This is a genomic window from Oceanihabitans sp. IOP_32, assembly GCF_009498295.1.
GTDB lineage: Bacteria > Bacteroidota > Bacteroidia > Flavobacteriales > Flavobacteriaceae > Wocania > Wocania indica.
The window spans coordinates 3,311,516-3,324,463 of the sequence record NZ_CP040813.1 but is presented as its reverse complement, the minus strand read 5'-3'; the positions used below and the strand labels follow the sequence as shown (position 1 = coordinate 3,324,463).

The 12,948-nt window shown below is 34.2% G+C and carries 15 protein-coding genes and 1 pseudogene; 5 read left to right on the top strand and 11 right to left on the bottom strand.

Going from position 1 to position 12,948, the window contains the following annotated elements; genetic code table 11:
* Positions 1-26: 26 nt before the first annotated feature.
* Positions 27-443, top strand: coding sequence for a glyoxalase (locus FEZ18_RS13955; protein ID WP_153268888.1), 417 nt, complete (start codon positions 27-29; stop codon positions 441-443).
* Between the two features lie 226 nt (positions 444-669).
* On the opposite strand, the gene FEZ18_RS14775 is transcribed toward FEZ18_RS13955, so the two are convergent.
* Positions 670-903 (bottom strand): DUF2461 family protein, encoded by a 234-nt coding sequence (locus tag FEZ18_RS14775; RefSeq protein WP_317164444.1) that lies wholly within the window; start codon positions 901-903, stop codon positions 670-672.
* Complete coding sequence (locus FEZ18_RS13945) at positions 837-1,076, bottom strand: hypothetical protein (RefSeq protein ID WP_153268887.1); 240 nt, start codon at positions 1,074-1,076, stop codon at positions 837-839. The genes FEZ18_RS14775 and FEZ18_RS13945 overlap by 67 nt, the downstream gene beginning before the upstream one ends.
* Positions 1,077-1,173: 97 nt before the next feature.
* Here FEZ18_RS13945 and FEZ18_RS13940 point away from each other — a divergent pair, with 97 nt between their 5' ends.
* The 4 genes from FEZ18_RS13940 (at position 1,174) to FEZ18_RS13925 (ending at position 4,015) form a co-directional block, all read left to right on the top strand.
* Positions 1,174-1,956, top strand: coding sequence for a tRNA pseudouridine synthase A (locus FEZ18_RS13940; RefSeq protein ID WP_153268886.1), 783 nt, complete (start codon positions 1,174-1,176; stop codon positions 1,954-1,956).
* Positions 1,957-2,438: 482 nt separating this feature from the next.
* Positions 2,439-2,894, top strand: a complete 456-nt coding sequence (locus FEZ18_RS13935; protein ID WP_153268885.1) for a helix-turn-helix domain-containing protein — start codon at positions 2,439-2,441, stop codon at positions 2,892-2,894.
* Complete coding sequence (locus tag FEZ18_RS13930; protein ID WP_153268884.1) at positions 2,884-3,447, top strand: PIN domain-containing protein; 564 nt, start codon at positions 2,884-2,886, stop codon at positions 3,445-3,447. Before FEZ18_RS13935 ends, FEZ18_RS13930 begins: the two co-directional genes overlap by 11 nt.
* A 34-nt stretch (positions 3,448-3,481) precedes the next feature.
* A complete protein-coding gene (locus FEZ18_RS13925) occupies positions 3,482-4,015 on the top strand; it encodes a DUF2461 domain-containing protein (RefSeq protein WP_153268883.1) in 534 nt (177 codons plus the stop codon).
* A gap of 223 nt (positions 4,016-4,238) precedes the next feature.
* Here FEZ18_RS13925 and hisIE read toward each other — a convergent pair whose 3' ends face one another.
* The 9 genes and pseudogenes from hisIE to FEZ18_RS13880 all read right to left on the bottom strand — a co-directional run bounded on the left by hisIE (position 4,239) and on the right by FEZ18_RS13880 (position 12,947).
* Positions 4,239-4,832, bottom strand: coding sequence for a bifunctional phosphoribosyl-AMP cyclohydrolase/phosphoribosyl-ATP diphosphatase HisIE (gene hisIE / locus FEZ18_RS13920; protein WP_153268882.1), 594 nt, complete (start codon positions 4,830-4,832; stop codon positions 4,239-4,241).
* 44 nt (positions 4,833-4,876) lie between these two features.
* The gene (gene hisF, locus FEZ18_RS13915) at positions 4,877-5,632 is read right to left on the bottom strand and encodes an imidazole glycerol phosphate synthase subunit HisF (protein ID WP_153268881.1); all 756 of its coding nucleotides are present in this window, start codon (positions 5,630-5,632) and stop codon (positions 4,877-4,879) included.
* 99 nt (positions 5,633-5,731) lie between these two features.
* Positions 5,732-6,466 (bottom strand): 1-(5-phosphoribosyl)-5-[(5-phosphoribosylamino)methylideneamino]imidazole-4-carboxamide isomerase, encoded by a 735-nt coding sequence (gene hisA / locus FEZ18_RS13910; protein WP_153268880.1) that lies wholly within the window; start codon positions 6,464-6,466, stop codon positions 5,732-5,734.
* A gap of 172 nt (positions 6,467-6,638) precedes the next feature.
* Positions 6,639-7,229 carry an imidazole glycerol phosphate synthase subunit HisH gene (gene hisH, locus FEZ18_RS13905; protein WP_153268879.1) on the bottom strand — a complete coding sequence of 197 codons (591 nt, stop codon included), beginning with the start codon at positions 7,227-7,229 and terminating at the stop codon, positions 6,639-6,641.
* A 91-nt stretch (positions 7,230-7,320) separates the two neighbouring features.
* Positions 7,321-8,456: pseudogene (gene hisB, locus FEZ18_RS13900) on the bottom strand (bifunctional histidinol-phosphatase/imidazoleglycerol-phosphate dehydratase HisB).
* A 104-nt stretch (positions 8,457-8,560) separates the two neighbouring features.
* A complete protein-coding gene (gene hisC / locus FEZ18_RS13895) occupies positions 8,561-9,604 on the bottom strand; it encodes a histidinol-phosphate transaminase (protein ID WP_153268878.1) in 1,044 nt (347 codons plus the stop codon).
* A complete protein-coding gene (gene hisD / locus FEZ18_RS13890; RefSeq protein WP_153268877.1) occupies positions 9,601-10,887 on the bottom strand; it encodes a histidinol dehydrogenase in 1,287 nt (428 codons plus the stop codon). The genes hisC and hisD overlap by 4 nt, the downstream gene beginning before the upstream one ends.
* Before the next feature lie 47 nt (positions 10,888-10,934).
* Positions 10,935-11,792: an ATP phosphoribosyltransferase gene (hisG, locus tag FEZ18_RS13885; protein ID WP_153268876.1), complete on the bottom strand. Its 858-nt coding sequence runs from the start codon at positions 11,790-11,792 to the stop codon at positions 10,935-10,937.
* Positions 11,793-12,131: 339 nt separating this feature from the next.
* The gene (locus FEZ18_RS13880; RefSeq protein ID WP_153268875.1) at positions 12,132-12,947 is read right to left on the bottom strand and encodes a prohibitin family protein; all 816 of its coding nucleotides are present in this window, start codon (positions 12,945-12,947) and stop codon (positions 12,132-12,134) included.
* Between the last annotated feature and the right edge of the window lies 1 nt (position 12,948).

Genomic DNA, 12,948 nt, shown 5'->3' with positions numbered 1-12,948 from the left:
GGTATTTTTAATAAAATTCCTAAGTTATGACAACAAGAGCATCTAGCCTAAAACGTATTCGCCCAGAAATTATTTCGGCAAAAATAAAGGAAAATATGAGTGCTGAAGAGCATTTTCAGAATTTAGTTTTACGACCAATAATAAAGTTCCAAAACGAATTAATTATAGAGGTTTTTAAAAATTATGTCGTTAAATACAAATCTGTTTTTTATGATTTATCCCTACAAAAACGTCAGGATTATATTGAAAATCTAGTGCAAAAAGATATGAAATTTCGAAATTCTGTAAAAGGTATGATTATCGGACTTTTTACGGTTGAAGAATATTTAATTTATATTGAAAATTCTTCAGCGCTTAACAGACGTATGATGAACATGATAAAAGAGCGATTACTGAGTAACATGCAACTTTTTGAGAAGCCTGAGCTATTGATTGTTATGTAGTTGCAAACCATATATCAAAATCTTTAAAAAGTGTGAAGGCCATAAATCTATATGACATTTTTGCCTAAATATTTACGTGTGTGTTTTTGAACGCTCGTGATTTGTCTCCCGCAGATTGCAAAGATTACCGCAGATTTCTCTCATTAGTTTCATTTGTTATAGTATTCAATATTTTTTTTTGCAAATCTGCGCTATCTGCGGTAATACGTCTTTTTATTTAATGGCGTTAATCAATAAGCGAAACCCCATTCAAATCTGTAGTTAATACATCGCTCATATAATCTAAAAAAGGTCGAACCACTTTAAATGATTCGTTTACTGTATCGATAAACTTAGAGTCTAAAACTTCTTTATCTGAGAATTTTTTAATAAAAATGTATTGTTTCTTTTTTATTAAATCAAAGCTATACAGCCTAATGCACCCGCAAAAACCGCCATAGCAAAAGCAGCAGTATACCAAGTAGGATATTCCACAAGAAATTCGGCTTGTTGCGCTTCCGGCAATGAAGCAATCATTTCATCGGTGGCATATGCTCTTGTTAAATACGCCATAACACCTAAGCCGTTCCATATTAAAGCTAAAAGGCTTACAATCCAGAACCAAACAGGTGGTTTATTAGAAGAATTTGTCATAATAATTAGTTTTAAAATGTTTAGTACGAATACAATTTATAATTTTTTTGTCACAATTAATAAAAGAATGTATTTTCCCTTCCTCTAAAAAGAAATAATGAAAAAATATTATTACCTCATTTCTATTCAATATTTAGGGTATCGTTTTCATGGTTGGCAAAAACAACCCAATGTTAAAACCTTGCACCATATGGTAGATAGAACCTTTAATTATATTTTAGAAGGCCAGCGTTTTAAAACTCTAAGTTCGGGTAGAACAGATGCTATGGTATCGGCAGAATGTGCAGCAATCGAGTTGTTTTTATTTGAACCTATTGAAGATTTAAACGCTTTTTTAGAGTTATTTAATTACAATCTGCCTCAAGATATTAGGGCTTTAAACATCCAGGAGGTAGATAATAAGTTTAATATTATACAACACTCCAAAGTTAAAGAGTACTTATACTTGTTTACTTATGGGCAAAAATGCCATCCGTTTTGTGCCCCCATAATGACTACCATTCTCGATGATTTAAATATCGAGACCATGAAACAAGGGGCAAAGCTTTTTGAGGGTTCACATTATTTTAAATCCTATTGCTATAAACCCACCGATAATGGTATTTATAATAGAACGGTATTACTTTGCGAATTGGTTGAAAACACGATTTATACCGCTAATTATTTCCCAGAAAAAAGTTATGTGTTAAGAGTTAAAGGCAAGGGTTTTATGCGAAACCAAATACGCTTAATGATGGGGACGCTATTCGATTTGGGCAAAGGAAAATTAACGTTAAAGGACATCGAATTAAGCTTGAAAGAAGACTACAACAAGAGAATGGACTATATCGCACCAGCATCGGGTCTAATTCTTAAAGATATAGAGTTTGAACCAAGATGATATTTTTGTAGTTTATTGTTTGGCTGTCAATGGGAGGTATATGTGGTATGTTGTGAGTTTTGCGTCATTAATGTACAAGAAAGAGACTTATCAATACGAAATTTATACAAATTTTTAGTAGCTCTAAACCAAACCATTCAATATATTTTATACTTTGTATTAATTTATATTCACTAGTGTCCGATTAAAAATATTAAAATGCTGTCAATCCTTTTAAAATTAAGAACTTTGCACGTTTTTTAAAATGTCACCTTGCTTATTTGAAATAATTATTAAGATTTAATGAACTATTTTGTTAATTTAAAGTACTTCTGTTTATCAGTTAGTTAGAATCAAGTCTTGGTTCTTATGTCTATTAGCGAAGCGGTCTTATGTCTTTTGTCGGACATTAATGATTTTTATTATCAAAAAATTAACATACCAGATTAAAACTGTTTCGTTTATTTCGTTTATTTTTATAATATAAAGAAAATTTTATTAAAATGGAATACTTTAACGACATAAAAAAGCCTTCAAAAAAGGAGCAGATTGCAGCAATGGAATCTTATAATGCCCTTGCTGCCACATTGGAGGATATACATTCTGAAAGTTTAGAAATTGAAATTGAGGAAACTACAGAAAAAATTAAGATTCCTTTAAAAGCACTTAAGCTTTTAGCTAAAATCTTAAAAGCAACCGGTCAAGGAAAGCCAATTTCCGTAGTCCCTATTGCAACCGAAATGACTACACAAGCCGCAGCCGAATTATTGGGCTGTTCAAGACCTCACTTTGTTAAATTATTAGAGGAAGGAAATATTCCTTTCACTATGGTAGGAAGACATCGCAGAGTGAAATTTGAAGATGTCATGAATTACAAGAAAAAAATGAAATTGAAACGGGAACAACTTCTTATAGATATGATGAAGTCTGATGAAGAATTAGGATTATATGATTCATAGCGTACGTTTTACTTGTGTTCTTGACACGAATGTTATTTATCCGATAGAAATTAGAGACTTGTTATTTTGGTTTGCTCATTATGATTTGTTCACGCCAAAATGGAGCAATCATATTTTTGATGAATGGGAAGACGTAATGATTAGAAAAGGACTAGAAGATAAAGAAATAAAAAAAAGAATTAATAGGGCAAATTTGGCCTTCCCTGATGCACTTGTAATAAATTACGAGCCTTTAATTGAAGGATTAACTTTACCTGATGAAAAAGATCGACATGTACTGGCTGCCGCAATTAAAACAAATGCAAATATTATTGTAACTAATAATTTGAAAGATTTTCCAAATGACTATTTGGCGTCTTTCGGACTGGCTGCGAAATCTGCCGATGATTTCATTGCAGATATAATAGATTTAAACCACGAAAAAGCAATAGAAGCTTTTAAGAAATTAGTGTTAAATAGAAGACATCCAGATTTAGATGAGTTTGAAGTTTTAGATAATTTGAGGAAAAATGGTTTAATTCAATCCGCCAATTACTTACATTCACTTATTTAATATTAACATACAAATAATTCAAAATAGTAATTACATGAGCGCATCTGCATTGAAATCCGCTTTCAGCTTTTTAAAGAAACTAGAAAAAAACAATAATCGCGATTGGTTTAATGATAACAAAGCTGAGTTTAAAGCTGTTGAAAAAGAAATAAAAGCCATTTACAATTCGGTTTCAGAACAGTTAAACAAGCACGATAGGATTGAAAAATCTAAAGTATTCAGAATATATCGAGATGTGCGTTTTTCTAAAAACAAACTGCCTTACAAAACCCATTTTGGCGGATCGTTTAATAGAACAAAACCCAGATTACGAGGTGGGTATTATCTTCATATTCAGCCTCACAACGAGAGTTTTATCGCTGTTGGCTTTTGGGAACCAAATAAAGAAGACTTGCTTCGCATTAGAAAGGAGTTTGAAATGGACGACTCAGAAATCAGAGAAATACTCGAAAACAAAACCTTTAAAAGTATTTGGGGCGGTTTTGTAGGCGATGAAGTAAAAACCGCACCAAGAGGTTTTAATAAAGATCATCAAGCCTTTGCTTTTGCGAAAGAAAATCGCTTATAGCTTATTTATTCTTTCTGGGTTAAGTGCCATTACTCAGCATATTTATTTGTTTATAAATTTCGACCTGCCAAATGTAGTTATGCCTCTAATGGTAATTGCTGTTTGTGTTTTTCTCATTTGGTTTTCAAAAAAGGCCACTGCAAAATATTGGATATCTTAAGATAAAGTTTTTCAATCGGTCATTTTTAGACGACTCTTGATCTTAAGCCGATTACGGTCTATTTTATTTATGTCTCCCTTTTAATTCGGCTTCAATATCTTTTAATGTAAACCCTTTAGCTTGCAGTAACATGAGATAGTGGAAGAGTAAATCTGCCGACTCGTAAAGAAATAAGTCATCGTTGTTATCCATGGCTTCAATCACGGTTTCTACAGCCTCCTCGCCTACTTTTTGTGCAATTTTATTGATTCCTTTTGAAAACAAACTGGCCACGTAAGATGTATTGGTGTCTTTATTGGCAACACGCTCTGCAATTACCTGTTCTAAGGTCGAGAAAAAACCGAAATTTGAATGATTGGTTTCGCCCCAACAATTATCTGTTCCTTTGTGACAGGTTGGACCATTAGGTTTAACTTGAATAAGTAGAGTGTCGTTATCGCAATCGTTTTTAATATCGATGAGATTTAAAAAGTTTCCACTTTCCTCGCCTTTGGTCCACAAGCGCTGTTTACTTCTGCTAAAAAAAGTGACTTGTTTAGTTTCAATGGTTTTTTGGTAAGCATCTTCATTCATATACCCAAGCATCAATACATTTTTAGTTGTAGCATCTTGGATGATTGCTGGTATAAGTCCGTTAGAGTCGAATTTTATGGTCATAAATTACAGTTTTAAGCTCTTGAAGTTAGTTTAGTCTAAAGTTTCTAAAAACGCACTTCAATACGATTAGCTTTTAATTCTTTTTTTAAGTCTGGAATAGAAATTTCTCCAAAATGGAAAACGCTAGCGGCCAATGCTGCATCTGCTTTTCCGTCTTTAAAGGTATCTATAAAATGCTGCACATTTCCTGCGCCACCAGAGGCTATTATAGGAATGTTTAATGTTTCAGAAAGCTTATTTAAAGCGTCATTTGCAAAACCATTTTTTGTGCCATCATGATCCATGGATGTGAATAAAATTTCACCCGCGCCAAGACTTTCAACTTCTTTGGCCCATTCAAATAAATCCAAATCGGTTGCCACACTACCCCCTGCCAAATGTACTTTCCATTGGCCATTAATTTGCTTGGCATCAATGGCAACAACCACACATTGACTGCCAAATTTACTAGATAATTCATTTATTAATTCTGGTCGTTTTATTGCTGAGGAGTTCACAGATACCTTATCGGCACCACATTTTAAAAGGGCGTCCACATCTTCTACAGAAGAAATCCCGCCACCCACAGTAAAGGGAATATTAACATGTTCGGCAACGCGTAAAACCATATCTAAAGTTGTGGCTCTACCTTCTAAGGTGGCCGAAATGTCTAAGAAAACAAGCTCGTCTGCTCCAACCGTAGCGTATTGTTTTGCCAGTTCTACGGGATCGCCAGCATCGCGTAAATTGACAAAATTAACACCCTTTACGGTGCGACCGTCTTTAATATCTAAGCAAGGGATTATTCTTTTTGTTAACATAAAAAATTATTTTTTTCATTTCCGCAAAGGCGGAAATCTTAATACATCACATATCTAAGTATAATTTCCATCTTCATGGGAATAGAAAAACAGTTTATTTTAAACGAATTTTTCCAATTGTTTTAAACTGATTCTGTTTTCGTAAATCGCTTTTCCTATAATCACGCCTTCGCATCCTAAGGTTTTTAAAACAGGCAGTTCTTCAATGCTTGAAATACCGCCAGATGCTATTAATTTTATAGATTGACCACTACTACTATTGGTACAGGCTTCAAGAATTTCTCGGTACAATTCTACCGAAGGACCTTCTAGCATACCATCTTTTGAAATGTCTGTACAAATAACATATTGAATGCCCTTTTTTTGATATTTTTTTATAAACGGGATGACCGCTTCTTTACTCTGTTCCATCCAACCGCTTATCGAAATTTTTCCGTTATCGCTATCGGCTCCTAAAATAATTTTTGTAGAACCATATTTGGCTATCCAACCTTCAAAAATTTCTGGATCTTTAACCGCAATGCTCCCGCCTGTAATTTGTCTAGCACCAGAATTAAAAGCGATATGCAAATCTTCGTTACTTTTTAAACCGCCGCCAAAATCAATTTTAAGACTTGTTTTCGATGCAATTTGTTCTAAAACCTTATAGTTTACAATGTGGTTTGCTTTAGCGCCATCTAAATCTACCAAGTGCAGGTATTTAATTCCAGAACCTTCAAAAGTTTTAGCGATTTCAAGAGGGCTCTCGCTGTATATTTTTTTTGTGCCGTAATCGCCTTTGGTTAAACGCACACATTTACCGTCTATAATATCTATTGCTGGTATTATTCTCATATTCAATATTAAATATTAAAAAGTTAAAGATACAAAGTAACCTAATCCTTTTTGTTGTTATTCCTTTTGGCCATATTAATTGAGGCTTCTGTTATGGCCAGCAACTCCTTGCCTTCTTTTTTAGTTTTTATATTTCTTCTGATTTTTCTGGTAGTATTTCCTCGAAAAATTTCTAACCAGTTCCTAACCTCAGGAAATTTTCCAATATGGTTTCTCCCGCTAAACTACTCTTTTCTGGATGAAATTGTACACCGTAAAAGTTATTGTGCTGCAATGCCGATGCGTAATTTAGTCCATAATGCGTTTTGGCAATGGTTGCTTTGCAATGCTCGGCATAATAGCTGTGTATTAAATACATGTACTCATTTTCGTTAATTCCCGTAAATAAATCAGATTTTAAATCTTTAATAGTATTCCATCCCATTTGAGGGACTTTTACCGTATTGGGAAACCTTTTAACATCCGTTTGAAAAATCCCTAAACCCTTGGTGTTGCCTTCTTCGGTACTTCTACACATGAGTTGCATGCCTAAGCAAATCCCTAAAACGGGTTGTTTTAAGGTTGGAATTAAAACATCTAACTTGCTTTCTTTTAACATTTTCATGGCAGAATTGGCTTCTCCTACACCTGGGAAAATCACTTTTTCTGCCGACTTAATTTCATCGGGATTATGGGATAAAACAGCATGAACTCCTAAACGTTTAAAAGCAAACTGAATACTTTTTATGTTTCCCGCACCGTAATTTATAATTATAAGTTTCAAATTTTTATATTAAAAGTTAGTTTTTGGTATTCGCTATTAAAGATTAAATAAGAAGTTCTGCTGCGAAACTTCAAACCTCTAATATTTTAGGTTAAAGCAGCCCTTTTGTACTCGGTAAAATCATTTTCTCAACATCGCGTTTTACAGCCATTTTTATGGCCTTTGCAAAGGCTTTAAAAATAGCTTCAATTTTATGATGCTCGTTGGTACCTTCGGCTTTTATATTTAAATTACAGCGCGCACCATCGGTAAACGATTTGAAGAAGTGATAAAACATTTCGGTTGGCATTTTACCCACCATTTCACGTTTAAAATCGGCCTCCCAAACCAACCAATTTCTACCTCCAAAATCTATAGCGGCTTGGGCAAAACAATCGTCCATTGGTAAACAAAATCCATAACGCTCAATACCTAATTTATTACCTAAAGCTTTATTAAATAATTCGCCCAAGGCAATGGCGGTATCTTCGATAGTGTGGTGCTCATCGACTTCTAAATCGCCATCCACTTTAATATTTAAATCCAACTGGCCATGACGCGCAATTTGGTCTAGCATATGGTCGAAAAAAGCAAGTCCCGTATCAATGTCGCCTTTTTCCTGTGCCATCAAGGTTTAACTGGATGGCAATTTTAGTTTCGTTGGTGTTTCTTATAATTTCGGCTGTTCTGTCCTCAGTTTTTAAAAACGAATATATTTCCTCCCAATCATTACTTTCTAAAGCAATATAACGGTCTAATTCTTCCCGTTTAACGGTAATTTCGTTCGTGCCTAAATGGGTTTCATCATTAATAAAAATGGCTTTCGAGTTTAGATTTTTTTGCTAATTCAACATCAGTTAAACGATCGCCAATTACAAATGAATTTTTTAAATCGTAGGCTTCAGAGAAAAACTTTGTTAGTAGACCTGTATTTGGTTTGCGCGTTGGCGCATTATCTTTAGCATAGGTTTCATCAATAAAAACGTCTTTAAAATTTATACCTTCATTTTTAAACGTTTCTAGAATAAAATTATGAATGGGCCAAAATTTCTCTGACGGATTATCTGGTGTGCCCAAACCATCTTGATTGGTTACCATAACGATCTCGAAATCTAATTCTCTACAAATTTTGCCGAGATATTGAAAAACCTTAGGGTAGAAAATCAGTTTTTCAAACGCATCCACTTGCTCGTCTGCTGGCTCTTTAATTAATGTGCCGTCTCTATCTATAAATAATACTTTTTTCATGATTAACGTGTTCATCACCCCGACTTTATTTCAAGGTCTTTAAATTTATACTAATACTTCTTTATTGTTTCTCTCTGAATTTATTTTCTAATTCTAAAATAGATTTAGGATTTCGAAATTGATGAGAGTGCCCTTATTAATTTCGCATTCTCTTCTTTGGTGCCAACCGTTAAGCGCAAACAATTTTCGCAACCGTATTGCGTGGTTCTGTTTCTTATAATTATACCTTTTTCAATAAGTTCATGATATCTTTTTGTAGCATCATCTACCTTTATTAAAACAAAATTAGCGTGTGAAGGATAAATTTTTGATACAAAAGGAATGGCTCTCAATTCTGAAATGAGAATATCGCGTTCTTTTAAAACAGCATCTATTTGATTTTTTACGATCTCTTTATTAGTGAGTTGCTCAATCGCTCTTTGTTGGGTTAAGGCGTTTACGTTATAAGGCGGTTTAATACGGTTTAAAACAGAAATAATCTCTGCTGAAGCATAACATATTCCCAACCTAATTCCAGCCATGCCATAAGCTTTAGATAAGGTTTGAGTAACGATTAAGTTAGGGAACTCCACCAATCTGCTTACCCAACTTTCTTGTTTTGAGAAGTCGATATAAGCTTCATCAACAATAACAATACCTTTGAAAGTTTTGATTAAAGTTTCAATCTTACCCGCATCTATATCGTTTGCTGTTGGATTGTTAGGCGAGCAAATAAAAAGTAGTTTCGAGTTTTTATTCTGAGCATCTAATATAGCTTTAGTGTTGGGCTGAAAATCTTCGTTTAAGGCCACTTCTTTAATCTGAATCGCATTAATATGTGCTAAAACGCTATACATGCCATAGGTTGGTGGTAATGTGATGATATTATCGACATTGGGCTCACAAAAAGCTCTAAAAATAAGGTCTAAAACTTCGTCGCTCCCATTTCCTAATAATATATGGTTTTCTGAAACCCCTTTAATTTCTGTCAAAATAGATTTTAATGCGCGCTGCTGTGGGTCGGGATAACGGTTTACACCATTTTGAAATGGATTTTCGTTAGCGTCTAAAAACACCATAACGTCATCATTTCCTTGAAACTCATCTCTTGCCGATGAATACGGCTTTAACGCCTTTATCGTTGGTCGTATTAAGTCTTGAATATTCATTTTTTCAAATCTTTTAATCTCATAGATACCGCATTTTTATGGGCTTGTAAACCTTCGGCTTCTGCCATGAGCTCTATAGTTTCTCCTATATTTAATAAGCCTTCTTTAGATATTTTTTGAAAGGTCATACTCTTTAAAAAACTATCCAGATTTACACCAGAATAGGCTTTACTAAATCCGTTTGTTGGCAAGGTGTGGTTAGTTCCCGAAGCGTAATCGCCAGCACTTTCTGGCGTGTAATCTCCAATAAAAACCGAACCTGCATTCATGATACCATTTACATAAAATGATTCATTTTTAGTACAAATAATAAAGTGTTCTGGCCCGTATTCGTTTATAATTTGAAGTGCTAAATCGTCGTTTTCAACATAAATTAATTTAGAATTGGCTATCGCTTGTTGGGCTATCGCTTTACGCGGAAGTGTGCTTAATTGAATTTCAATTTCTTCTGAAACCTTACGAATTAAATCTTGAGAGGTCGATACTAAAATAACCTGACTATCGGTACCGTGTTCGGCTTGGCTCAATAAATCGGAGGCAATATAAGCAGCATTAGCTGAACCGTCGGCAACCACCAACAACTCACTAGGTCCTGCAGGCATATCAATAGCTACGCCGTATTTTGTGGCTAATTGTTTAGCAACCGTTACGAATTGATTACCCGGACCGAAAATTTTATAGACCTTAGGTATAGATGCCGTTCCAAAAGCTAGCCCTGCAATAGCCTGAATACCGCCTACTTTAAAAATTTTTGTGACACCACATAATTTGGCTGTATATAAAATTTCGGGAGCCAGTTCACCTTCTTTATTGGGCGGTGAGCATAATACAATCTCTTTACAACCTGCAATTTGTGCAGGAACACACAACATTAAAACTGTTGAAAACAACGGCGCAGTACCTCCTGGTATATAAACGCCTACTTTTTCTATAGGGCGTTTTTCTTGCCAACACATAACTCCTTTTGTGGTTTCTACTTCAATTTTAGATGTTTTTTGAGCGGCATGAAAAGCCTCTATATTTTGTTTGGCTTGCTGTATGGCGGTTTTAAGCTTTTTTGGAATCTTGGCAACAGCCTCCTCCATTTCTTTATCGCTTACACGAATCGAATTTAAAGATACACCATCGAATTTTTGAGTGTATCTATTAATGGCTTCATCACCATTTTTATTTATATCATCAAAAATTTGATTTACAGTGGCTTCAATGTCCTTTACGGTTTGCGTTGGTCGTTTTAAAATTTCTGACCAATCATTCTTATTTGGATTATTAATAATTTTCATCAGTATATATCTTAATTTTTAAAAGATACTGAAACAAGTTCAGCATTCTAAAGTACCATTTTTTCAATTGGGCAAACTAAAATGCCTTCTGCACCGTTAGCTTTCAGTTCCTCAATGACATCCCAAAATTCATTTTTACTGATAACAGAATGTATGGAACTCCAGCCTTCTTGTGCTAAAGGTAACACCGTTGGACTATTCATGCCTGGTAACAAATTAATAATACTTTCAATTTTGTCATTTGGCGCATTTAGCAAAATATATTTCGATTCTCTTCCTTTTAAAACAGATTGAATTCTAAATTGAATTTTCTCGAGAATAGCCTGTTTTTCTTCGTTTAATACGGGTGAAACTGCTAGAACAGCCTCCGATTTTAAAATCTGATCAACCTCTTTTAAATTATTTTTAAAAAGGGTGCTTCCGCTCGAAACAATATCTACAATAGCATCGGCTAAACCAATGTTTGGCGCGATCTCAACAGAGCCGTTAATAATATGAATTTTGGCTTTTACACCGTTTTTGTTTAAAAAATCTTGTACTGTATTAGGGTACGAGGTTGCAATACGTTTGCCTTCTAAGTCTTTAATACCACTATATTTTGAAGACTTGGGTACTGCCAAAGAAACCCGACAGGTAGAAAAACCCAATTTCTCTGCAATCGTAATATCATTGCCTTTTTCTATTAACACATTTTCTCCAATAATAGCAACATCAACAACGCCATCTTTAAGATATTGCGGGATATCGCCATTTCTAAGGTAAAACACTTCAACAGGAAAGCCTTTAGCCGACGCTTTTAATTGATCTTTTCCGTTATCGATATAAATACCAATATCTTTTAAGATTCTCATCGAGTCCTCGTTTAACCGCCCCGATTTTTGTACTGCAATTTTTAGTTTACTCATAATGTCAATTAAATTATTTATCCGCAACGGGATAAAAAAAATCCCGTTTTCACGGGAATTAAAAAACCCGCTTGATAGTCTCAAACGGGTTTAAAAATATGTTGATTTTATTCAATACACCTTCACTTCGCTTGAGAGCAAATATGAAAATGATGATGATGTGACTGAATAAATTTCATTCTTATTGATGTTACTGCAAATATGCAAAATAAAAATCTTTTAGACTTTGTAATATTAATAAATTTTGCAATTTTTAAACATTTTAAAACTTTTAGTACTAAACCAGTTGTTATATTTAATAAAAACCACCTTTTTGCACCAAATTATTTAATTGGAATTTTATTGATTGCCTAAGATTATAGGTAAGCCACTATCTCCAGAGCCAATAACAACCACCTTACTATTTGGCGATTGTGCCAATTCCATAGTTGCTTCAATACCTTTATCCTGTAAAATCTTATCGGTTAACGAGGCACTCAAAATACGGTTAGCATCTGCTTTACCTTGAGCCTCAATAATTTGTTTTTCGGCCTCTTTGGTTGCCGTAATTAATCTAAACTCGTATTCTAAAGACTCTTGTTCTTGTTTTAACTTACGCTCTATCGCATCTTTAATGGTAGTTGGTAAGGTTACATCGCGAACTAAAACCTCGTTTAATTGTATGTACTGGTCATCAACAATATTCTTTGTTTCTTCAAAAATTTCTTGTTGAATGGCATCTCGCTTACTTGAATACAGCTGTTCTGGTGTGTAACGGCCAACAACACTTCTGGCTGCACTTCGAATCGCTGGAAGTAAAATACGTTCTTTGTACATTTCACTTTTTTCTTGATGTAATTTTCCCAGATTAACAAAATCTGGCTGAAACCAAACCGATGCTTCTAAAACAATATCCAAACCGTTAGAAGATAAAACATTCATTTTTTCAAGGATTTCTTGTTGTCTTACTTCGTAAACATAAACCCTATTCCAAGGCGCTACAATGTGGAAGCCTTCTCCCATAGGTGGTTCGTCGATTACAACCCCATCTCCAAAGGTTTTAAAGAGTACACCCGCCTGACCAGAATCGATGGTGACAGTAGATTTTGATAAAAACACAACAACTAATACAGCTGCTACAATAAAAGGTAATGCAATTTTTGGTAATTTATCCATT

Excerpts from the sequence above, each read along its gene's own strand:
- FEZ18_RS13955 (WP_153268888.1), top strand. The coding sequence starts at position 27 with ATGACAACAAGAGCATCTAGCCTAAAACGTATTCGCCCAGAAATTATT.
- FEZ18_RS13945 (WP_153268887.1), bottom strand. The coding sequence starts at position 1,076 with ATGACAAATTCTTCTAATAAACCACCTGTTTGGTTCTGGATTGTAAGC.
- FEZ18_RS13940 (WP_153268886.1), top strand. The coding sequence starts at position 1,174 with ATGAAAAAATATTATTACCTCATTTCTATTCAATATTTAGGGTATCGT.
- FEZ18_RS13935 (WP_153268885.1), top strand. The coding sequence starts at position 2,439 with ATGGAATACTTTAACGACATAAAAAAGCCTTCAAAAAAGGAGCAGATT.
- FEZ18_RS13930 (WP_153268884.1), top strand. The coding sequence starts at position 2,884 with ATGATTCATAGCGTACGTTTTACTTGTGTTCTTGACACGAATGTTATT.
- FEZ18_RS13925 (WP_153268883.1), top strand. The coding sequence starts at position 3,482 with ATGAGCGCATCTGCATTGAAATCCGCTTTCAGCTTTTTAAAGAAACTA.
- hisIE (WP_153268882.1), bottom strand. The coding sequence starts at position 4,832 with ATGACCATAAAATTCGACTCTAACGGACTTATACCAGCAATCATCCAA.
- hisF (WP_153268881.1), bottom strand. The coding sequence starts at position 5,632 with ATGTTAACAAAAAGAATAATCCCTTGCTTAGATATTAAAGACGGTCGC.
- hisA (WP_153268880.1), bottom strand. The coding sequence starts at position 6,466 with ATGAGAATAATACCAGCAATAGATATTATAGACGGTAAATGTGTGCGT.
- hisC (WP_153268878.1), bottom strand. The coding sequence starts at position 9,604 with ATGAATATTCAAGACTTAATACGACCAACGATAAAGGCGTTAAAGCCG.
- hisD (WP_153268877.1), bottom strand. The coding sequence starts at position 10,887 with ATGAAAATTATTAATAATCCAAATAAGAATGATTGGTCAGAAATTTTA.
- hisG (WP_153268876.1), bottom strand. The coding sequence starts at position 11,792 with ATGAGTAAACTAAAAATTGCAGTACAAAAATCGGGGCGGTTAAACGAG.
- FEZ18_RS13880 (WP_153268875.1), bottom strand. The coding sequence starts at position 12,947 with ATGGATAAATTACCAAAAATTGCATTACCTTTTATTGTAGCAGCTGTA.